Origin of the sequence: Bradyrhizobium pachyrhizi, from assembly GCF_001189245.1 — a bacterium.
Taxonomy (GTDB): domain Bacteria; phylum Pseudomonadota; class Alphaproteobacteria; order Rhizobiales; family Xanthobacteraceae; genus Bradyrhizobium; species Bradyrhizobium pachyrhizi.
In genome coordinates, this window is record NZ_LFIQ01000103.1 from 26,909 (window position 1) to 48,254 (window position 21,346).

Annotated in this window: 15 protein-coding genes; 14 read left to right on the plus strand and 1 reads right to left on the minus strand. The window is 59.2% G+C overall.

The annotated features are described in order from the left end of the window. The first annotated feature begins 3 nt into the window (after positions 1-3). The 7 genes from AKL29_RS25645 (at position 4) to AKL29_RS41155 (ending at position 6,639) form a co-directional block, all read left to right on the plus strand. The gene (locus AKL29_RS25645) at positions 4-168 is read left to right on the plus strand and encodes a cbb3-type cytochrome c oxidase subunit 3 (RefSeq protein WP_050386089.1); all 165 of its coding nucleotides are present in this window, start codon (positions 4-6) and stop codon (positions 166-168) included. Positions 169-174: 6 nt separating this feature from the next. After that, positions 175-1,047, plus strand: coding sequence for a cytochrome-c oxidase, cbb3-type subunit III (gene ccoP / locus AKL29_RS25650; RefSeq protein ID WP_050386090.1), 873 nt, complete (start codon positions 175-177; stop codon positions 1,045-1,047). 76 nt (positions 1,048-1,123) lie between these two features. Beyond that, positions 1,124-2,593 (plus strand): cytochrome c oxidase accessory protein CcoG, encoded by a 1,470-nt coding sequence (gene ccoG, locus AKL29_RS25655; protein WP_430648894.1) that lies wholly within the window; start codon positions 1,124-1,126, stop codon positions 2,591-2,593. Between the two features lie 22 nt (positions 2,594-2,615). Next, positions 2,616-3,116: a FixH family protein gene (locus AKL29_RS25660; protein WP_050386091.1), complete on the plus strand. Its 501-nt coding sequence runs from the start codon at positions 2,616-2,618 to the stop codon at positions 3,114-3,116. A 12-nt stretch (positions 3,117-3,128) separates the two neighbouring features. Then, positions 3,129-5,315: a heavy metal translocating P-type ATPase gene (locus AKL29_RS25665; RefSeq protein ID WP_050386092.1), complete on the plus strand. Its 2,187-nt coding sequence runs from the start codon at positions 3,129-3,131 to the stop codon at positions 5,313-5,315. Beyond that, positions 5,315-5,542 (plus strand): cbb3-type cytochrome oxidase assembly protein CcoS, encoded by a 228-nt coding sequence (gene ccoS / locus AKL29_RS25670; protein ID WP_050386093.1) that lies wholly within the window; start codon positions 5,315-5,317, stop codon positions 5,540-5,542. The genes AKL29_RS25665 and ccoS overlap by 1 nt, the downstream gene beginning before the upstream one ends. A 911-nt stretch (positions 5,543-6,453) precedes the next feature. After that, positions 6,454-6,639, plus strand: coding sequence for a hypothetical protein (locus AKL29_RS41155; protein WP_080667195.1), 186 nt, complete (start codon positions 6,454-6,456; stop codon positions 6,637-6,639). A gap of 881 nt (positions 6,640-7,520) precedes the next feature. On the opposite strand, the gene AKL29_RS25675 is transcribed toward AKL29_RS41155, so the two are convergent. Then, entirely contained in the window at positions 7,521-7,898 is a 378-nt protein-coding gene (locus tag AKL29_RS25675; RefSeq protein ID WP_244482413.1) for a MarR family transcriptional regulator, read from the minus strand. Positions 7,899-8,751: 853 nt separating this feature from the next. Between AKL29_RS25675 and noeE the strand changes: the two genes are divergently transcribed. The 7 genes from noeE to AKL29_RS25725 all read left to right on the plus strand — a co-directional run bounded on the left by noeE (position 8,752) and on the right by AKL29_RS25725 (position 21,213). Further along, positions 8,752-9,951 carry a nodulation protein NoeE gene (gene noeE / locus AKL29_RS39900; protein ID WP_063779945.1) on the plus strand — a complete coding sequence of 400 codons (1,200 nt, stop codon included), beginning with the start codon at positions 8,752-8,754 and terminating at the stop codon, positions 9,949-9,951. Positions 9,952-10,214: 263 nt separating this feature from the next. Further along, positions 10,215-11,114, plus strand: a complete 900-nt coding sequence (cysD, locus tag AKL29_RS25690; protein WP_050386094.1) for a sulfate adenylyltransferase subunit CysD — start codon at positions 10,215-10,217, stop codon at positions 11,112-11,114. Further along, positions 11,114-12,997 (plus strand): sulfate adenylyltransferase subunit CysN, encoded by a 1,884-nt coding sequence (cysN, locus tag AKL29_RS25695; RefSeq protein ID WP_050386095.1) that lies wholly within the window; start codon positions 11,114-11,116, stop codon positions 12,995-12,997. Before cysD ends, cysN begins: the two co-directional genes overlap by 1 nt. A gap of 1,349 nt (positions 12,998-14,346) precedes the next feature. Further along, positions 14,347-15,432, plus strand: a complete 1,086-nt coding sequence (locus tag AKL29_RS25705) for a hypothetical protein (protein WP_050386096.1) — start codon at positions 14,347-14,349, stop codon at positions 15,430-15,432. Between the two features lie 1,290 nt (positions 15,433-16,722). Then, the gene (locus AKL29_RS43885) at positions 16,723-19,308 is read left to right on the plus strand and encodes a 2-aminoethylphosphonate--pyruvate transaminase (RefSeq protein WP_283809421.1); all 2,586 of its coding nucleotides are present in this window, start codon (positions 16,723-16,725) and stop codon (positions 19,306-19,308) included. A 31-nt stretch (positions 19,309-19,339) separates the two neighbouring features. Further along, complete coding sequence (rtxC, locus tag AKL29_RS25720; protein ID WP_050386098.1) at positions 19,340-20,398, plus strand: dhydrorhizobitoxine desaturase; 1,059 nt, start codon at positions 19,340-19,342, stop codon at positions 20,396-20,398. Further along, positions 20,395-21,213 (plus strand): gamma-glutamyl-gamma-aminobutyrate hydrolase family protein, encoded by an 819-nt coding sequence (locus AKL29_RS25725; RefSeq protein WP_050386099.1) that lies wholly within the window; start codon positions 20,395-20,397, stop codon positions 21,211-21,213. The genes rtxC and AKL29_RS25725 overlap by 4 nt, the downstream gene beginning before the upstream one ends. Positions 21,214-21,346: the final 133 nt, after the last annotated feature.

Sequence of the window (21,346 nt, forward strand, 5' to 3'; positions counted from 1 at the left end):
CTCATGAAAGCCGTTCTTTCCATCGAGAACCTGGCATCAAGCTTCGTCGTGACGCTCTGGACGCCTTTGTTCGTCGGCATCTTCGTAGCCATCGTCATTTACGCGCTCTGGCCCCGCAACAAGGGGCGTTTTGATTCTGCAGCGCGCATGCCGCTGCGCCGGGACTGACAGATCATGCCCGAGCACAACGACATCGATCACATCTCCGGCCGCTCCACGACGGGGCACGAATGGGATGGTATAAAGGAGCTCAACACGCCGCTGCCGCGCTGGTGGATCTTAAGCTTCTACGCCACGATCCTTTGGGCGATCGGCTACTGGGTCGTTTATCCGGCCTGGCCGCTCTTCTCAAGCTACACGACTGGCGTGTTTGATTATTCGACGCGCGCCAGCGTCGTCGACGAGCTCGCAGGTCTTGAGAAGCTGCGCGGCGAGAAGATGGCCGTGCTGGGCAAAGCGTCTCTTATCGAGATCGAGAAGGATCCTGGCCTGCTGGGATTGGCCCGCGCGCGCGGCAAGACGGTGTTCGCCGACAATTGCGCGCCATGCCATGGGAGCGGCGGTGCGGGTGCCAAGGGGTATCCGAATCTCAATGACGATGACTGGCTGTGGGGCGGATCGCTCGACCAGATCCTGCAGACCATCCAGTTCGGCGCACGTTCTGGACATGCGAAGGCGCATGAGGGACAAATGCTGGCCTTCGGCCGTGACGGCATCCTCACGAAAACCGAGATTGTCACCGTAGCGAATTACGTGCGATCGCTGTCAGGCCTGACCACGACAGCCAATTTCGATGCTGCTGCCGGCACAAGGATCTTTGCCGAGAATTGCGCGGTCTGTCATGGCGAGAACGCCAAGGGCAATCAGGCACTCGGCGCGCCAAATCTGACTGACCGGATTTGGCTGTACGGCTCGGACGAGGACACGCTGGTCGAGACCATCAGCTATGGCCGTGGCGGCATTATGCCGGCTTGGAGCGGGCGGCTAGATCCCGTCACAGTCAAGGCACTTGCCGTCTATGTGCATTCGCTCGGCGGCGGACAATAGGCGAGATGGGTCGCAAATCCTGCGGCGCCGTTGACTCGGATCAACGTGATCATCCGCGCCCGATGTGAGGTCGGTCATGAAGCCCGCCGTGAACAAGACCGTTTCGCTCGATGACCCGGTGATCGACGAGGATGGACCGCTCTATGTAGCCCAAAGCAAGGTCTATCCGCAGAGCGTCCACGGTACTTTCCGCACGATCAAATGGCGGCTGATGGTGGTCTGTCTCGGCATCTACTACCTGCTGCCCTTCGTGCGTTGGCATCGTGGCCTCGGCGCTCCCGATCAGGCGGTCTTGCTCGATTTCCCGAACCGACGATTCTACTTCTTCTTCATCGAGCTGTGGCCGCAAGAGCTCTATTACTTCACCGGTTTGCTCGTGCTTGCCGCGATGGTCCTGTTCCTGATGAACGCGCTGGGCGGGCGGATGTGGTGCGGTTATCTCTGTCCGCAGACGGTCTGGACCGACCTGTTCTATGCGCTCGAGCGCTGGGTCGAGGGCGACCGTCGCGATCGGCTGAAGGCCGCCGCACGCCCGATGACAGCGGGGCGCGCGGCAAGGCGCGTGCTGAAGCATGCAATCTGGTTGATGATCGCTTGGTGGACCGGTGGCGCCTGGGTGCTGTACTTCGCCGACGCGCCGACCTTGGTGCGCGATCTGGCGACGTTCCAAGCGCCAGCAATCGGCTATATCTGGATTGGGGTCCTGACCGCTTCGACGTATCTGCTGGCTGGCTACATGCGCGAGCAGGTTTGCGTTTATATGTGCCCGTGGCCGCGCATCCAGGCCGCGCTCACCGACGAATGGGCCCTCAATGTCACCTACAAATACGACCGCGGCGAGCAGCGCTGCTCATTGAAGAAATCATTCGATCTGCGCGCGCGCGCCGAAAGGGCCGGAGACTGCATCGATTGCAATCAATGCGCGGCGGTGTGCCCGACCGGGATCGATATCCGCAACGGCGCCCAGCTGGGCTGTATCCAGTGCGGGCTATGCATCGACGCCTGCGACGCCGTCATGAGGAAGATCGGGCGCAAAACCGGTCTGATCGGTTACGACAACGACATCAATATTCGGCGGCGGATGGACGGCAGGTCGGAGCTATTCAAGCCGGTGCGGCCCCGCACGCTCGTCTACGCTCTTTTGATCGCGGTCGTCTGCGCCGCGATGCTTTATGGGCTGTTGTCGAGAACGCTGCTCGATCTCAGCGTCCTACACGACCGTAATCCCGTGGCGGTCAGGCTCAGCGACGGTTCGGTTCGCAACGGCTATACTGTGCGCCTGCTCAACAAGCGCGGCTTCGATCGCGTGATCGCGATCGACGTCGACGGGCCGCCCGAAACGTCTGTCCACGTCGTCGGCGCCGATTCGGTGACCGTCGATCGACCGATGATCGTCTTGGCTCGCGATACGACGACAGAACTGCGCGTGCTGCTGACAGCGCCGGTTGACGACAAATCGCAACGCTCGATGCCGGTGAAGTTTCGGGTCACCGACATTGGCCTCGGCGAGGTCGCCTCCTCAATGGATCATTTCGTCCTCCCCTAACGATCACTGTCGGGATCTGACCATGACCGCATCAATTCCAGTCGCACGGCCCATCACCGGACGCTTCGTCCTGATCGCCATTCTCACCTTCTTTTCGGTCGTGATTGGCGCCAATCTGGTAATGATGCGCTTTGCCATCACGACCTTGCCGGGGGCGGAGGTTGACAGCGCCTATAGCGCGAGCCTCGCCTATGAGCGTGAGATCAACGCGGCACGGCAGCAGAACGAGCGAAGTTGGCAGGTGCAGGGGCATATCCACCGGCAGCCAGACGGTGAAGCTGTGCTTGCGATCGAGGTGCGCGACCGCTCAGGCGCGCCTGTCGCCGGAATGAATTTCGTGGCCCGGCTCGAGCGCCCGGTCGACCGTCGGGCCGATCGGGCGATTGATGTTTCGCAGGCCAGTGTTGGAACTTACCGGGGAAGTGCCTCGGGCGTCGCTGTCGGACAGTGGGATCTCGTGATCGAGGGCGATGCCAATGGCCGCCGCATGTTTGTATCGAAAAACCGCGTCATCCTGAACTGAGAGTACATACCCATGCAGGCAGACATCGATTTTTCTCACTTTCTGAAGAGGGCAGGCGCGGGCCTCGTTCAGCTCGACCTCGCGGTGGAGGGCATCAATTGCGCGGGCTGCATGGCCAAGATCGAGCGCAATCTGTCGAGCATTCCGGATGTGACCTCGGCCCGCGTGAACTTCACCGAAAACCGGCTGGCGCTCGAGTGGAAGGTAGGAGGGCTCGATCCAGCGCTATTTGTCAAGCGGCTCGCCGAATTAGGCTATCGGGCATATCCCTTCCAGCGGGACAATGCGGAGACGCTGGAGGCGGAGAGGGCGCAGAGCTTGCTGCGGCGGCTGGGCGTCGCCGCCTTTGCGGCGATGAACGTGATGATGCTGTCGATCCCGGTATGGTCCGGAAATGTCTCGGACATGCTGCCGGAGCAGCGCGACTTCTTTCATTGGCTTTCCGCGCTGATCGTCCTGCCGGCCGCGGCTTATTGCGCGCAACCGTTCTTCTCTTCCGCTTTTGCTGCGCTGCGGGCGCGCGGAGCCAATATGGACGTGCCGATCAGCATCGGCATCCTGCTCGCCTTGGCAACTTCGGTGATCGAGACCATCGGTCATGCCGAGCACGCCTATTTCGATGCGGCGATCATGTTGATTGCCTTCCTGCTCGCAGGCCGCTATCTCGACCAGAACATGAGGCGGCGCACCCGCGCCTTCGCCAGCAACCTTGCTGCACTGAAGGCGGAGACTGCGGCGAAGTTCATAAGCTCGACCGAGATCAGAACCGTTCCGGTGGCGGCGATCAAACCGGGAGATATCGTGCTGGTGCGACCCGGCGAGTGCTGTACCGTCGACGGCAACGTAATCGAGGGATACTCCGAGGTCGATCAAAGCCTCGTTACCGGCGAGACCTTGCCGGCGATTGCGGCTCCGGGCAGTGCGGTGTTCGCCGGCACGTTGGTCCGATCCGGTACCCTGCGCGTTCGCGCGGCAACAGCCTCGGACGGCACGCTGCTTGCCGAGATTTCCAGGCTCCTTGATCATGCCTTGCAAGCGCGCTCGCGCTATCTGCGCCTCGCCGAGCGCGCGTCGCGGCTCTATGCACCGATCGTTCACACAACGGCCTTCCTGACGATGCTGGGTTGGCTGGCCTTCGGCGCAACCTTCCATGATTCGGTCGTCACCGCGATTGCGGTCTTGATCATCACCTGCCCTTGCGCGCTGGGCCTGGCGATCCCCGCGGTGCAGACCGTGGCCTCCGGCGCACTATTCCGTTCCGGCGTGCTGCTCAATGCCGGGGATGCGATCGAGCGTATTGCCGAGGTGGACCGAGTGATCTTCGACAAAACAGGTACGCTGACGCTGCCCGAGCTCGACGTCGCCAACCTCGCCGCCATTCCCGATGATGTCATCAAATTGGCGGGCCGGTTGGCACTGTCGAGCCGCCATCCGATCGCCGCCGCCGTCGTGCGAGCTGCTGGCGCAAGCGAGCCGCTGGCCGATATCGAAGAGGAGCCCGGGCGGGGCGTCCACGGTTGCTATGAAGGGGCGCCGGTCCGGCTTGGCCACCCCTCGTTCTGCGGTGCTGACAGCCTCGCACACGAGATCCTGTGCCGTGATCCCGAGGCCTCTGTCGTCGCGTTCAGCCATGGCGACGCCAGGCATGTCTTCGCCATCCAGCAACGGATACGGCCAGACGCGGCAGAGGTCGTCGCGGGCCTCGCACGCCTTGGTATCATGGTGGAGATCGTTTCGGGGGATCGTGAGCCCGCTGTTTGGCGCGCGGCAGAGACGCTCGGCATTATCAAGTGGCGCGCCAACGTCTCGCCGATGGACAAGGTCGCTCGGATCGAGGGTCTGACCGGCCAGGGGTACAAGGTGTTGATGGTCGGCGACGGCTTGAACGACGCACCCGCGCTTGCCGCGGCGTATGCCTCGATGTCGCCTGTCACTGCCACCCATATGAGCCAGGCAGTCGCTGATGCGGTCTTCCTCGGTCAGCGTCTCGGGCCGGTGATAACGGCTGTCAGAGGCTCGCGCAGGGCGCTGCGGCTGATGCGGCAGAATCTCTGGCTTGCTGTCGTCTATAACGTCCTGGCCGTACCCATTGCGATCGCCGGCCTGGTGACACCGCTGATTGCCGCTGCGGCGATGTCAGGTTCGTCGATACTGGTTATGCTTAATGCGCTGCGGGCACGTAGGAGCGAGGCAGCCTGATGGAAGTCCTGGTCTATCTGGTTCCGCTCGCACTTTCGCTCGGCTTCGTCGGCCTGCTGGGCTTTCTGTGGTCGCTGAAGAGTGGCCAGTATGACGATCTCGACGGAGCGGCTTGGCGCGCAATCACCGATGATGAGCCCGACGAGCCCTCGGCGCCGGTCCAAATAGTGCAAATGGACCAGCGCATTTGCGGAAGCGGTCGTCAACGCGGTGCAGGTGAGTACTAGCTCGCCCGTCCAGTCACCACTACTGCGGGGGCAAGCGATCGCAAGGCGGACAGCGAGCGACTTGTTGATGGAGGCAACGCGCGCCATGATCAGCAACGGCTGCTCGGTGGGCCGCGCGGCTACCGATGGCGAGCTGGTGTCTGGGACCACGATTGTTGTATCGCGTCTTCAGTAGCCGTCGCCTTCGAGCGCGATACCCGGCAGCTGCAACCTCATCGATCATCGCAATTTTTCGATCGGCAATCAACCGGGCTGGCGATGTCGCATTATTCGGCAAGGTCCAGCGAGAATGCTAGATGGACACGGCTGCTCGCTGCACCTAATCGCCAATATAGCGGGGGTAACATGGCTCGATGCGGCGGCAACCTATCGAAAGCAACGGCTTCGAGCTGAACGATCAAGCTTCAGCTTCGTCCCGCCCGCGGCAAATATGCATGCATGACATAGGAGATAATCTGGACGAACACCGGCGATTGAGGCTAAAATTGTTGGCCGTCGACGATGTCACCACGAACGAAATAATGGTTTGTCGCTCTCACGCCCTCGTCAAAAGAAGTGAAAGCTGTTCATACGATCCCTTCTAACCTTGATACAAACCACGAACCTGCGCAGTTCTCAGGCTGATCGCAATTCGCTTGCTCATGGTTTTCAGAGACCTGTTATAACCTGTGTGGTTTCGAACAGCGGTGCGGCGATTAGAAGGGCTGCATTCGCCAAATTCATCGCGGTCTCTCAACACGACCCTCCACAAAGTTTACGACCGGGCAGCTCCCTTTAATGCCCGAGCTATTGTTTTCTGAACATATGACCGAGCTTGGATCTTTTTGCGAGTTCTATGGTGCCTTCTTTTTACGGTCGTCGCTGTGGAAAAACTATGTTACAAGCCGCTCCTCTCAAAAGGAGCATTCATTGTGAAAAAAGCAACCAAGAAACGCGTTAAGCGGCGCGAGTGGACCAAGGCAGATATCAAAGAGCTGAAGGTCCATTCAAAGGCTCGGACTCCGGTCATAAAAATATCAAAAATGACCAAACGCTCTGTCGGTGCGCTACGCCAGAAGGCCTTACATCTGGGAATCGGACTGGGACATCAGCGTTAGCTTATGCGCTGGTGATTGGTACAGTGGGGCGGCTCGCGGGCCGCCCTTATTGGTTGTTGGGTCGGGTGTCGCGACACGCCTTGCGGATTTCCACGAACGGTCTGCAGGTCTGCTTCTCGGCGTGTGCCCGCCAGAGGCCTGGCCGCTTGGTTCTGCGGTCGATCAGAAGAGGTCCCGGAGCCCTCAATTGGCTGGTCGGAGAAGAGATTATCGATTACGACCTCATGATCGGTTGTCCGGACAAGGAGCGTCGCCGGCGCAGGGCGGAACGAGTGTCCGTGATCGGCGGCGCATCCAAAGATCTTCGTAGCTTCGCAGTACCGATGATCGATTGCAAATGGAGAGATGAGCCTTCTCACGTGCTGGCTGGAGCTTCGGGATTGCTGAGCAGCCTGCAGCGCGCGGCATCTTTAAGGTTTTTGAAGGCGCTTGGTGGTTGCGCCCAAGCGATCGTGGCCAAGTGCTAGATTCCGCTGTCTCGTTATTACTGCGATCGACTCCCCTCGGCTGATCATAGTGGAGAAAGTCGCGTTATGGCCTGAGAGAAAGTTCTGTAATCCGGATGGGGCCACTGGACCACTGGCTCATAGTGCAGCCGATGGGAACAACGTTGCGAGTAGCGCGTTCCTCGACGTTGATCGGAGGTTAAGGTTTGGGCGTAAGCGCGCGCCGCCGGGCGTGCTGGTTAGCTCGAGCTTCCGAACGATACGGTGCGCTCAGCAGCAATAGAAACAGCGCTCGGTTGGCTTGATATCTTGCGGCGGAGCGGCTGCGTCCTGAACCCGTCATTACCTGGGTGCCTTCGGCGGTATATACGGACCACAGCCATCTTCGTCCGCGCTGTTTCAAGAAAAACTCGAAGACTGGAAGCGTCGACATGGCTACCGAGCGTCATTTCTGACGGTCGTGCGTTTGGTCTTCTGAAGGCCAGAACTGCTCTGACGGCGGACCTTCTCCAGACGATGTCTGACTGCGGCCAGCTTGGTGATGAACTCGCTTGATCCGCTAACCCCAAATTCAGAAGCGAGTTCATCCAGTGCTTGCTGTTGTGGCGCCAAAGTTAATAGACGTTTGCGCGTTTTGGCCGTCAGCGTCATCTGCACGACCCGAGCATCGCTTGCGCAGTGCCTACGCCGTAGGTGTCCATTTTTCTCGAGCAGCTTTGAGTGGGTGGTGACAAAGGAAGGGTCGACGTGCATCAACTTTGACACCAAGTTGACGGGGACACCGTTTTCCTTACCCAAGTAGGCCACTGCCATCAGGATCATCCACTGTGGCCCAGTGATGCCAAGGACATTGGCTCGGAATCTCGCAAGCTCTTCGAGACACGCACTGATCGATCTGATCTCCCACATAAACGGCCGGATCATCGCCAGTCCGTCAGTAGAGACACTGCCAAGCGCGCTAGCTGGACCGGGCAAATCCGGCGGCATCGTAGGTCAGGTTCCATCCTTCATCAGCTTCCCTTAGCGCGTATTGGAGGTCGGTACAACGCCGTAAGAGCAAGCAAATCAAATCCTTGGTACGGTCCGCACGAATGGGGAAGCGTGCGCAAGGGCCATAGCTGTCCGGGGGACCTCGCTCATCAACGGCGGCATTCACGGGGAACTTGCACGCCGGTCGGATCGATGCGCCTGCCAGGTGAGATATCCGCGATTAGGGTCTGCTTCCTGCCCACTCGCCGGCCTGTCCGCTCTCCTGCCGAATTTCTATGGCGCATTCCGAGCCTTACGGAGGCGCATGTCGCATTTACGTTTCAGGGCCCACAGCGGCATCGCGTCGACGTAACAACGCCCTGCGACGAAAGGCGTTTATCCGGTAAACGTCCGTATAGTTCTTTCCAACTTTTCCATGGCTACAGCCAATCTTCGTAGACTTGAGCTGGACTTTGATTTCGTCTTAACTGTGTGAGCAACGAGTGACAGCGAAATGCTTCTGTGATCGCGTCAAATCCGTCGAACTCAGCAGCTCTCAAAGATCAGTTGCAAGCGAAAATCTTCTCGGTTGATGCGTGCTGCGCAAGCGGCCGCCTCACGTGATCCCTCGGCCGGCGCTATTCGTTCGATCGAACGAGTGCTCGGAGTTCGCTTTTCAAGCATGAGGATCTGAATTATGAGTGGTGGCTTTGACCGTTCGCCTGCGGTCTGCTTTCTTCTCGGCCTTCCGCGATCCGGGACGACGCTCCTTGCGCACTTGCTCCAGCACCATCCCTACATTGTGGCTCCGCCTGAACCCTGGTTGATGCTGGCACTTGAGGCGTTTGGCAGGGTCGATCAGCGACATCCGGCAGGACCCTCGCTGATTGAGGCTGCCACGTCCGAATTTTTGGGACGGGTAGATCGCACGTTGGCCTGCCGGGCTTTTGCCGACACTGCGTACAGCCAGTATCTGGCGGCTACGGGCAGGCGCATCATCATAGACAAGACACCGCGCTATTGGACGACGCTGCAATTTCTCGAAGCGGTCTATCCAGAAGCGCCACACATCCTGCTGATGCGCAATCCCTATGCCATCGCCGCTTCACTGAAATCGACGTGGGGCATCCCCCTCCGGGCAGAGAACGCCTATCCGGTCAGCGTATCTGCTCTCGCTGATCTCATGCTCCGCCTGCCCGATGGCATAATATCGTCACTCGCCGATCTGGTTCTGGGCCTTCCCAGGCTCGCCGCGCACCGCATTCGGCCGCGGACGCAGCTGGTACAATACGAACTGCTCGTGGCGCATCCGGATCAGGAAGTCCGGCGCCTGCTGGCGGCTCTTGGCTGTGATCCAGCGGCCGCCGCGTCCGCGGGGATGGAACAAGCAGATTATCTTCGATCCAGCAGCTTCGGAGACCGAAAAATCCTGGAGCGAAGCGCGGTCGATGAAAGCTCTGTCAAAGCTTGGCAATCCCAATTGAGCGCTGAAGAGATGCAAACGGTGACCGATCTGGTCGGCGCTGACCTTTTGATCGAACTCGGGTATGAGCAGGACCTGCTGCATGCACGACAAGCCGGAGTGGTGGATAGGGGAGGGGAGCTAACCGAACTTTATCGTCGGATATTCCGATCCTGGTGGGATTTGCGCAGTAGCAAGGCAGGAGCATTGTCCGGCCAATCTCAAACCGGTGAGTCAGTCGGCACCGGTCCTGAGGTTTCCAAGAACGTTGGTTCAGCATCCGACAGCTCCATCGCGGCTCAGTTGCAACACGTGCTGTTGGCCTCGGAAGCTGAGCGCGCTGCCGTGCTGGATGCCATTCAAAATCGCGACGCGGCCATCGAGATTTTGCGCGGCGAGGTCGAGCGGCTTGAGCGGGCCCTCAATATGCAATAGGGTGATCTGGATGCTTGCGATCAAAACACGCTGGCTGATTTAGCCAATAGCTAGCCCGCAACGAGTTGTCTGCGCGCCGGATGACTGGCGCAGGCTGCGGCCGCACCAGCAGTTGAATGCGCTCCGATCTGCGGATCCAGGTTGCACATAAGTTTTGGGGCGAGCCGCGCGTGATGGCGAGCAGTTGTTCGCCCCCGGTATCTCTTATCGGGGCTGCAGCCGTCGACCGGCGAAGAACAAAGATCCTGCATCGAAAAGAACACATGCTGCCTAAACATCTGCGCCGTCTCGAGGCTGAATCGATCGAAATCATGCGTGACGTGGTCGCCGAGTTCAAAAAGCCGGTCATGCTTTATTCGATCGGAAAAGACTCGAGTGTGATGCTGCACATTGCGATCAAGGCCTTCTATCCCGGAAAGTTGCCCTTTCCCCTGCTCCACGTCGACACGACCTGGAAGTTCCGCGAGATGATCAGCTTCCGGGACGCGATAGCCAAGCGGCTCGGCCTCGACCTGATCGTTCATGTGAACAAGGAGGGCATCGAGCGCGGGATCAATCCGATCGACTCCGGCTCCGCGCTTCATACCCAAGTGATGAAGACAGACGCCCTGAAACAGGCGCTCGACCTCCACGAATTTGATGCTGCTTTTGGCGGTGCCCGCCGTGATGAGGAAAAGAGCCGCGCAAAAGAGCGGATTCTCTCCTTCCGTTCGGCCGGGCACGTATGGGACCCCCGTAACCAGCGGCCGGAGCTCTGGAACCTGTTCAACACTCGGATTCGCCAGGGCGAAACCATGCGCGTGTTCGCAATGTCAAACTGGACTGAGCTCGACGTGTGGGAATACATCATGCGCGAGAAGATCCCGGTCGTCCCGCTCTACTTCGCAAAGCAAAGACCGATCGTGCGTCGAAATGGCGCGACGATCATGATCGACGACAAGCGATTGCCCCTTTTGACCGGCGAGACGCCGCAAATGCGGATGATCCGTTTCCGCACGCTGGGATGCTATCCGTTAAGCGGAGCTATCGAATCCGATGCGGCGACGATCGAAGACATTGTCGCAGAGATGCAGACCGCGACGGTGTCGGAGCGCCAGGGCCGCCTGATTGATGCCGATGAAGCCGCTTCGATGGAGAAGAAGAAGCGGGAAGGCTACTTTTGATGCTTGCCAAACCGATAACGGAATCCGTCCAGGCCAAGCCAAAGGACCAGCTGCGATTCATCACATGCGGTTCGGTGGATGACGGGAAATCGACGCTGATCGGCCGGCTGCTACACGACAGCAAGATGATTTACAAGGATCAGATGACGGCGCTGGAACGGGACAGCGCCAAGCACGGCACTACCGGCCGCGAGATCGATTTCGCGCTGCTCGTCGACGGGCTTGAAGCCGAACGAGAGCAAGGCATCACGATCGATGTGGCCTATCGTTTCTTTGGGACGGAGCAGCGCTCGTTCATGGTGGCCGATACGCCCGGCCACGAGCAGTATACCCGCAACATGGCAACGGGCGCTTCGAATGCCCAACTCGCCATCATCCTCATCGATGCCCGCAAGGGCGTACTGGTCCAAACCAAGCGTCACTCCTTCATCTGTTCGCTCCTTGGTATCCGTCAGCTCGTCCTGGCCGTGAACAAGATCGACCTCGTCAACTATAGCAAAGAGACCTTTGATCGGATCTTCGCCGACTATGTGACCTTTGCCGGCGATCTTGGCTTCGACTCGATCGTTCCGATCCCGATCTCTGCCAGGTATGGCGACAATGTCGTCAATCGCTCCGGCAACACGCACTGGTATGATGGTCCCTGCCTGCTCGGTCACCTTGAAAGCATTGATATCCAGTCCGGCACCTCCGGGCAGGCTTTCCGCTTTCCGGTGCAGTGGGTGAACCGGCCCGACCTGGATTTCCGCGGTTATGCGGGGTCCGTGGCTTCGGGAAGCATCTCGGTGGGAGACGAGATCGTTGTCGCGGCGTCTGGACGAACCGCACGCGTCAGACGGATTGTGACGCACAGCGGCGATCTGTCCTGCGCCGGCGCCGGCGATGCAATCACGATTACTCTTGAAGACGAAATCGATATTGGCCGTGGCGATCTCCTGGCGCGTCCGACCGAGCGGCCGGAGCTTGCCGACCAATTCGCCGCTCATCTGATCTGGATGGATGAGGACCCGCTCGTTGTCGGGCGCAACTACATTCTGCGCATCGGACCGCAGACCACGGCCGGAAGCATTACTGCGATCAATCATCGGATTGACGTCAATACGCGGGAGCACCTGGCAGCCAGGACGCTTGGCCTCAACGAGATCGGTTTTTGCAATGTCTCAACCGCACTGCCCGCGGCGTTCGATCCTTACGAGGCCAATCGCAAGACCGGATCATTTATCGTCATCGACCGATATACCAACCGTACGGTCGCAGCAGGGATGATCGCATGTCCACTGCGGCGGGCTGCCAACATCGCTTGGCAACCCGTTGCAGTGGGACGGAAGGAACGGGCCGCCCTCAAGAACCAGAAGCCTTGCATCATTTGGTTTACGGGCCTGTCCGGCGCAGGAAAGTCGACGATTGCCAACATCGTCGATCAAAAGCTGTTTGCAATGTCCCGGCATGCCATGCTGTTGGATGGGGACAACCTGCGGCACGGATTAAACGCTGACCTATCCTTCTCCGAGGCCGACCGCATGGAGAATATTCGTCGTGCCGGGGAAGTGGCCAAGTTGATCGCGGACAGTGGTTTGATCGCAATTTGTTCGTTCATCTCGCCCCACAGGGCCGAACGGGACATGGTGCGCAGTCTGGTCGGCAAGGAGGAATTTGTCGAAGTCTTTGTCGATACGCCGATCGAAGAATGCGCGCGGCGCGATCCCAAAGGTCTTTATTCAAAGGCGAAGTCCGGAAAGATCAAGAACTTCACCGGCATCGATGCGTCCTACGAAGCGCCGATAAGACCTGAAATTCATCTCAGGACCATGGAGCAGACGCCTGAGCAAATGGCCCAAGCCGTGATCGATGTCTTGATGGCGCGCGAAGTTCTTGGCGGTTAGTGTCCATCGAATCTATCACTTCGAATCGTACCATCGATTTAGCCGCAGGTGCCCCTCACCAATCTGGTGGCCTGGCCAAGGCGACTCGGGTTAAGCACAGGAATCAATCGGACCCATGCTCCAAAGGAACAAAATGGTTGCGTCTACACGTCGATTGCCTGCTTCTGGTTATGTGCTCGAAATCGACGGTCAATTGAAAACCGAATTCGCGACCAGAGACGGGGCCTTTGCGGGAGCGCAGGAACTCAAGAAGCGCCGTCCCATGCTCCAAGTCAGAATCTACGACGCCAGGACAAAGGCCAGAGAAGAAGTCCGACTCCCAGTTGCTTGAGAGTTTTCGCTTCAGGCTGTTTCTTGCGCGTGTGGCTTGCGCCGTGCTCTCATGAAGCTGAACCGCACAGCGTCTCGACTATCTGCCCTCGGTCTCTGGCGCTCGATAAGGGGGTCTCTCGTTCTTCCGGGGGCTAGTCGCATTCGGCGAGCGTGCGATTGATTGCCGGTAACTGATCTGGCGCGATCCCGCTAGCGTGGTCCCAATAAAAGCGGCGCCATAGACGCTTGGCGTCCTGCGCGTCAGCTTCCCGTCAGCTACCTCGCCTAGCATGGGTTCGACGATCCGAGTTTCCGGATCCGATCTGAACACATCGACGAGACTAGAAGGGAGCGGATTCTACGCGGCCATCGCGGCTCCGCCTCTCACTGTAACAACTCCTTCAGCGCTTCTGCCGGCGCTTTTTCATCCTAGAAAGTCCGCTCTCGGTCCAGCAATGAGGTCGCTGCAACGAGGGCGACTTCGTAAGGTCTACATTGTGCGAAATGCTGATGCGACGGCCATTGAGCTTAAGGTGCGTGGGTGTTGATGGCAAAGTAAAGAGTTGAATTTAAAGCGGCTCACGCGCCGGCGGTGGCCCAGCACTGCTTGTCACGCGACCCGCGCGATCGCACGGCTTCGAATATTGCGGGTCTTGCGCCGCGCACGATGGTCGAGACTGCACCGCGGCTTGCTTCCGACCTCTCGATCGCTGCGGCCGCACAAGATGTCCATGCGCGCTACGAGCCTGGGTCGTGGCGACGCAAACGGATGCGGTACGTCCTCTTGGTTGTTGGTGCTCGTCTCCCTGCATTGAGACAAAACGACCGCACTCATTTCGATCCCGCTTTCTTCTAGATCCGATTCTGGACCGGTTAGATCGGTAGATCGACCTGCGTCCAACCGGAGGAGAAGACCCGAAAGTTTCGTATGCGAAAGCGCTGCGGGGCGAAGGGCTGGCGGCTGCTGAAGCCAAGGACGCCGGCCCTCAGAGCGCCGCATCCGGGCACTCTCGCGCGATTGCGCCGATGCAATCGGCATGAGCATCAAAAATTGCCTGCTGCGAATCAATGCCAGCAAAACTTGGGTATCTGACACTGCGAGACGACACGTGAATGACCACATAGAGTCCAAAAGCTGCGTTCAAATCGACCTTGCCGATCTGCTGCCCGATGAGGACGCTCGGCAGCGGTTCGATGCGATTGTGGATCGTGCAGCGGATGCGCGATCAACGTGGTTGCCGCTTGACGAGGAGATGCGAGCGACTCGTGCCGAGCTTCATCGCGTCGAGACCCGCCGCAAACGGCTGATATTGGCCCGCACCGCCGGCGATCCCGGCGCGGACAAGGAGGACGCGCAAATCCGTGATCTCGACGTGCAAGCCGCCGGACTCGCTGAAAAGTTGCGTTGCCTCATCGGTCGGGAGGCGACCGCTGCCGCCCGCATGCGGAGCTGCGGGAGCCTGGCATCCCGCTGCCGGGCCTTTCTGGTTCGCGGTCGCCTGCCGTCGGGCATGCGTCTCGCCTCGGTCTCGCAAATCGCGCTGTCGGAGATTCTAAATCGAGACGAGCCGATCAGTGAGGCTCTCAAGCGCCTGCGCTTGCGCCTTGGCGAACTCGAGGCCGAGGCCCACCGGATCCGCAATGCGCCATTTCCCAGTGAGGCAAAGAAGCGAGACGCGGCGGCGCTGATCGCACGACTGGCGGAACGTGGGGCGCCGTCTATCGCGGCTATGATTGATGACAACGCGAGTGAGATCAAATGGCCGGTCACCCTCCAGGAGCACCATCTGATGGCTGCCGTCCTCGATGCGGGCGCGCGGGTTGTGGGCAGAGCGTCTGGCCAGGTTCCCGATGTGATCGGGCTGATCTGTTGGGTCCTTCGTGACACTCTGACCGAAAAGGTGAACGAACTGATCGACACCAACAGCGACGATGCCGCCGCGGTCCCGGCGGATGAGCGTGAAAAGCAGCTGGTCCAAATCGAAGCTGACAAATTGATGACCGAACGCAAAGAGGCCGCTCTAGTACAAGCCGCGCAGGATGCGGGCGAGGCCTTCGAACACCGCACTGACATCAGCGTTCTGGCCGCGCTTCGGCTCGAGCTGGTCACGCCGGCACTATGACGACGGCACGCCAATATTCTCGCAGCCTACCTAACCGATCGTTCATGAAAGAAGGCGGCGTTCAGACTGGAACGAACTAGATCGAGCGATGAGCTGAGTGGGGAGTTCGCTTTGCAAGCGCGAAAAAGCATAATGCTGATTGCGATCGTTTCCCTGAGCTAAGCGCTTCTGCGCCTTCTCCAAAGTCTTTTCGCGGATCGTGGTATGATCTCCACAGCGAGCGCCGATGCGTAAGACGCGCGGCTGGGTCGTGGCGAGGCTGCGCGCCAGTCAAACTTGGGCATGGGTGCGTGCATGTATGAGCAGCCAAGCCGACACGTCCCAGCAACTCGCGTGCCAGATAGTCACGACGCTAAAGAAGTGCGGGCTTACTGATCGCCCCCAAGGAAAAACGCGCGGACGGCGGGGGCGCCGGTCGTGCGAGTTGCGTCACGAGGAGGCTTTGGCCTCAGGAGGGGATTCACTGAGCGACTAAGCCATGCCTAGCTTGGCAACCAAGGTGCCAGACGGGGAGGCAAAATGGGGCGCTCCGCACCTCATGCGGTGTCGGCTTCCGAACGGGCGTGGTCGTCAATCAGGCGCTGCAGACGTGCAGCGCTCGCGAGCGGCGGTGATACGCGCGTTCGCGACCTCACGTTTCCTCGGCGAGCTGCGCCTCAAATGCCACCTGGCTTAGAGGCTGGCGATCTGACGATCCTGGTTGCAGGCATCATTCTTCACAGCCTGGATCGGTGGCAGGCAAAGCGGACGCGCACGTCAGGAAAAATTCACACGAGAAGAGTTCGGAAGAGGGTTGAAACGCACCTAACGTCAAGTTGTACGATCTGAAAATAGATGGCAAAGGTCGTCAGCGTCCCGAATTCCCAACGAGTGACAGTATGCGAATGTCTCAAGTCTCAGGCTTACGCAGGATCAGGCTTTTCGGCAACTTCACCCATAAAGTGCGCCATGCGCGGATCTATATCCACACGCGATGGGGCCGACGTGCAGCTTTGTCGGAACTTCAGCGTTCGCCTGAATGGCGCGCCTCGGGCGTAAGCCGATCGGCCGACTCGCCTAACTTGCTATGCAAGATGGCGACGGCGCTCAAATCCTCGCATGCATGATGGCTGGATGAGAGTTGCGCCTCGCGCCAACTCGGTCCGCGGATGCGCAGCCAGGCGAATTCCTGGGAGAGCTCGATGATATCGGTGAGGAGCCCTGCGGGCATCGTTCTGCATCTGCGGCTGGATATGCACGTCGTATCGGCCGGGCTTTTGATGCGGCGCTAAGCGAAGCGCGGCTGCTCCCATGGCTTTTCGCCCAATAACAGATGAACCGAGGGAGCCGCGCGCAAGAGGATTCAAGTCGCGTCATCGCTCCAGATCCCGTCGACGAACACAATTTAAGGGGAATGATGTGACAAGACTGCGCTCTCTGCTGACGCCTGGTCCATTGTCGTTGTCGCTGGCGGTCAGGAGCCAGATGCAACTCGACCTCGCATCGCGCGATTGTGAGTTCAAGGAAGTGACCGGCCGCATGAGGCGGCTGATGCTCAATCTGCTGGGAGATGCCGAGGCCTATTCGGTGGTCCCTATTCAGGGAGGCGGCTCCTTTGCAATGGAAGCCGCTCTCTCTTCATTCGTGTCCAAGGACGACAAGCCGCTCGTTTGCATAAACGGCATCTATGGCGAGCGCATCTTCAAGATTCTGCGGCTCTGGGGCATCGAAGCGCTGAAGCTTGTCAACCGAGCTACCGAGCCCGTGGATCCCCAGGAGGTTGCCGAGCATCTGAGCCGAAATCCCGGCGTTACCCACATCTGTCTCGTGCATTGCGAGACGACGACCGGAATCGTCAATCCGCTGGACGCGATCATAGAGGAGGCGAGGCGGCGTGGTGTCAAGACGATCGTCGACGCCATGAGCTCGTTTGGCGCGATTGACATTGATCTGAGCCGGGGTGGGCCAGACGTCCTGGTGACGTCGAGCAACAAGTGCATCGAAGGGCCGCCTGGAGTAGCTTTTGTCATCGCGTCTCGCGAACTGCTGGAAAATGCGGTTCAAGCCCCGAAGTCGTTTGTGCTCGACGTGAGAGATCAATGGCTCTCGCTCGAGCGCACCGGTGAGTGGCGGTCGACCCCTCCCACCCACATCGTACAGGCAACGACGAAGGCCTTGGAGATTCTGGAGGGGGAAGGCATTGATGCCAGGCGCCGCAGGTATGAGAAGGTCAGAGACGATCTCGTCCAAGAACTCGAAGGGATAGTGTCTCCGCTGCTGTCCGCCGACTTGCAGTCGCCGGTCTGCGTCGCATTCAGTGCGCCATCCGGAATCGCGGATCAAGCTGGGTTTGATGGGCTATATCGTCACTTGGCGGCCCACAACCTTTATGTCTACTCGAAGCTGCACCTTGCGACGCGCAGTTTTCGGGTCGGTTGCATTGGCGAAATCCAGCCCAGTTGGATCGAGCATTTGGGGTGCGCCTTTCGCGCATATTTTCGGTCAGGTCCGGCTCCATCAGCGGGGGTGGTGTCAGCCCGGGAGGCTTGCGAGCGCCGCGTCGAGATGTCACCGCCGTTCACAAGGACCTCGCAGCTGCCGTTCTCTGCCGAAACGGCTGTTCTGCACGCGGGCTACCGACGCGATCCGGTGACGAAAGCTGTCGCAGTGCCGATCTATCAGAACACGGCGTACGAACTCGATGGCGATCTAAATCACATTGCGGACGTCTACAACGTCAAGGCGGATGGGTTCACCTATACGAGGATCATCAATCCGACGACCCGCGCGCTGGAAAGAAGGTATGCCGCGGTCGACATGGGGAGCGACTCGCTCGCCGTCGCCTCAGGTCAAGCGGCGACGTTCCTTGCCATCGTCAACCTATCAAGCGGCGAAGTGGGGGACAATGTCGTCGCCTCACCGTATCTTTATGGCAATACGTGGAACCTGCTCCACAACACGCTAAAGCGTCTTGGTATCAGCGTCAGGACGGCAGACCCTCGAAAGCCCGAGACTTTCGAACGTGCCATCGATGATCGCACGATCTGTCTGTTCGGAGAGGTGATTTCAAACCCGTGCCTGATTCCACTTCCGGTCAAACAGCTTGCTGAGATCGGCCGAAAGCACGGCGTGCCTTTAGTCGTGGATAATACGACGACCCCACTGGTGTGCCGGCCGTCAGATCTCGGTGCTGCGATTACGACCTACTCCGCTACGAAATACATATGCGGCCATGGCACGACGCTTGGCGGTCTGATCGTTGACAACGGCAAGTTCAGCTACCGGGGAGCCTCTCGCTTTCCCTTGTTCAACAGTCCTGACGAGGCGCATGGCGGGATCATTTGGCGCAACGCGCTGCAAGATGTCGACGATCTTGGAAAAAGCGAGGTTCTCCTAAAGGCTCGCATGACGTGGTTGCGCGATACTGGCGCGGCCATCGCCCCCTTTGCGAGTTTTCAGCTGATCCAAGGCCTTGAAACGCTGCCCCTTCGCATGAAGCAGCACTGCGCAAACGCCAGGATCGTGGCCGACGTTCTCAAAGAGCATCCAAAAGTGCGCCGTGTCGTCTACCCGGGGCTGTTCGAAGGAGCCGATCGGGAAACCGCCGATCAGACACTCAATCCCGCATACGGACACGGCGCGATGGTCATGTTCGAGGTGGAGGACGAACAGGCCGGGCGCAAGTTCATCCAGAACGTCGACCTGATGTATCACGTTTCGAACGTGGGGGACGCCCGTACGCTCGTGACGCATCCTGTTTCGACGACCCACACCACCGTTCCACGGGAGAAGCGGGAAGCCGCCGGCATATTTGGCGGCTCGATCCGACTTTGCGTCGGCATCGAAGATGTCAATGACATCGTACGCGATCTCGACAGGGCGCTTTCCGCAATCTGACAACTTGTAAGGCGATCAGGAAGAGGTTCTCATGAATCAGGCAGACGCTTGGAAACTGAGGTCGTCACGTTATGAGGCTGTTCAGTTCAGCCGCGAGATCAATAAGCAACTCTCAGAACTGAGACCCGACAATATAACGGGAGCCGCCTATATCGCCAAAGACTACGCTGTAATTGCCGCTTGCACGCTCGCGACGGTTTGCGTCTCCTGGTGGCTGTACCCGGCCGCCGTGCTTCTGATCGGCGCCTACCAGCGCGGCCTGACGACGATCGCTCATGATACGGCTCACCGTACGCTCGCGAAGAACACGACCTGGAACTACGTCCTCGGCATTCTGTTCGCTGCCTATCCCCTGTTCCAGCGCCACTGGGCCTACCGGATCTCGCACGTCTATCTGCATCATCCGTATCTCGGCGACCCGGACAAGGACCCCGACCTGAAGTTCTTCATGGCCAATGGTGTTTACGACGTTCAGCCTCCTGAGCGGTACGCGTTTAATATCATCTGGAAGCCGATATTTGGTGGCGCGACGCTGGCCTATCTGAAGTATCTCTGGACCAATCGGTTTTCGATCACAGATGCCGACGACCAGAGCCGCTCGAGCATACTCATCGATAGGTATGGGTTTTACCTTTTCTGGATCGGCATCCTGGCCGGATCATATGCTCTTGGGCTGGTCCACATCGTGATCCTGTTTTGGATCGTGCCCTATCTCACAACGTTTCAGGTTCTCGGGTGGTTTGTCGAGCTCGCTGAACACTCACCGATGTGCGAAACCGAGACGCAGAACGTCTACCTAACCAGGAATCGGAAAGGGAATTTCCTTGAGCGGGCCATCCTTGGACAGAATCTGGATGAGTACCACCTTGAGCATCACCTGTCGCCGGGTATCCCATTCTGGCTTTTGCACAAAGCCCAGAAGATCCGGATGCTGGATCCGGGTTATGCAAAGGTTGCCGCAACCTGGGGTGGGCTCTTCGTCAAGGGGCCGCAAGGTCAACCCAGTGTCATAACTCAGTTGAAGGAGCGAAATCGGCGCTTGTATGAGCAGTCGCTGGCCGACGCCCAAGCCAAGGGGCAAGTGGCGTGACATTGCAACGGTCGGACAAAGTCCGTGCCGTGGTCGGCGTCACCTCGAACCGTCTTTTGGTCGATGGTGTGCATCGCGACTGGCTGCGGCGCAAATACGTCAGGGCCCTGCTTCATCATGCGGGCGTGGCGTGCGTCATATTGCCGACGATCGACGCTGAAGATGCGAGGGTCGAGGTCGCCCGGGCGATCATGGGCGCTCTCGACGGCCTGGTCTTGACGGGAGATGAATCGAATATTGACCCTGCCGTCCTGAAAGCTCCTGCATCCTATCCAGGAGCCGATCAGCAGGACGTCGAGGATGGTCTCCGTGACCGCCCACGAGACAGGTTGTCTGCGGTAGCCATCGGGAGGGCGATCGCGCTCGGAATGCCGATCCTGGGCATCTGCCGTGGGCTTCAGGAGCTCAACGTCCATTTCGGCGGCACACTCCATCCATCGCTTGCGGAGTGGCGGCTGGGAAGTGCCCTGATGCATGCCGAGAAACCGGATCGTCCGAGAGACCGCCAGTACGATGCCGCGCACGGCGTGAGGATATGTTCGGATGGAGGGCTCTTTCCGATCGCGCGCGTCATCGAAGCGCAAGTCAACTCCCTACATAATCAAGGCATAAAGGAACTCGCTACCGCGCTGAAGCCGGAGGCGTGGGCGCCTGATGGACTGGTCGAAGCAGCTTCCGTCATTGGTGCGCCAACCTTGCAAATCGGCGTGCAATGGCACCCTGAATGGTACGTCTCGACCGATCTCCTGAGCAAGCGACTGTTCACGGCTTTTGGAGAGGCGTGTGTTGCGTACTGCCAAACAAAGAAACACTAGAGGCGGATTGTGACGTTTCAAACCAAGCGCGGTCCGTCCAGGTCGAAAGACGGGTCTCTCGGAGTTGATGCACAAGGATGGTTCTGGGGGCGCGCTGCGCCGCACCATCGGCAGGGGAAGGGCCGACGATTGA

What these genes read in the sequence shown, in the direction of transcription:
- AKL29_RS43885 (WP_283809421.1), top strand. Translation starts at nt 16,723, where the DNA reads ATGGCTTTTCGCCCAATAACAGATGAACCGAGGGAGCCGCGCGCAAGA.
- AKL29_RS25705 (WP_050386096.1), top strand. Translation starts at nt 14,347, where the DNA reads ATGAGCATCAAAAATTGCCTGCTGCGAATCAATGCCAGCAAAACTTGG.
- AKL29_RS25660 (WP_050386091.1), top strand. Translation starts at nt 2,616, where the DNA reads ATGACCGCATCAATTCCAGTCGCACGGCCCATCACCGGACGCTTCGTC.
- cysD (WP_050386094.1), top strand. Translation starts at nt 10,215, where the DNA reads ATGCTGCCTAAACATCTGCGCCGTCTCGAGGCTGAATCGATCGAAATC.
- ccoG (WP_430648894.1), top strand. Translation starts at nt 1,124, where the DNA reads ATGAAGCCCGCCGTGAACAAGACCGTTTCGCTCGATGACCCGGTGATC.
- cysN (WP_050386095.1), top strand. Translation starts at nt 11,114, where the DNA reads ATGCTTGCCAAACCGATAACGGAATCCGTCCAGGCCAAGCCAAAGGAC.
- ccoS (WP_050386093.1), top strand. Translation starts at nt 5,315, where the DNA reads ATGGAAGTCCTGGTCTATCTGGTTCCGCTCGCACTTTCGCTCGGCTTC.
- AKL29_RS25645 (WP_050386089.1), top strand. Translation starts at nt 4, where the DNA reads ATGAAAGCCGTTCTTTCCATCGAGAACCTGGCATCAAGCTTCGTCGTG.
- AKL29_RS25665 (WP_050386092.1), top strand. Translation starts at nt 3,129, where the DNA reads ATGCAGGCAGACATCGATTTTTCTCACTTTCTGAAGAGGGCAGGCGCG.
- AKL29_RS25675 (WP_244482413.1), bottom strand. Translation starts at nt 7,898, where the DNA reads ATGGCAGTGGCCTACTTGGGTAAGGAAAACGGTGTCCCCGTCAACTTG.
- ccoP (WP_050386090.1), top strand. Translation starts at nt 175, where the DNA reads ATGCCCGAGCACAACGACATCGATCACATCTCCGGCCGCTCCACGACG.
- rtxC (WP_050386098.1), top strand. Translation starts at nt 19,340, where the DNA reads ATGAATCAGGCAGACGCTTGGAAACTGAGGTCGTCACGTTATGAGGCT.
- noeE (WP_063779945.1), top strand. Translation starts at nt 8,752, where the DNA reads ATGAGTGGTGGCTTTGACCGTTCGCCTGCGGTCTGCTTTCTTCTCGGC.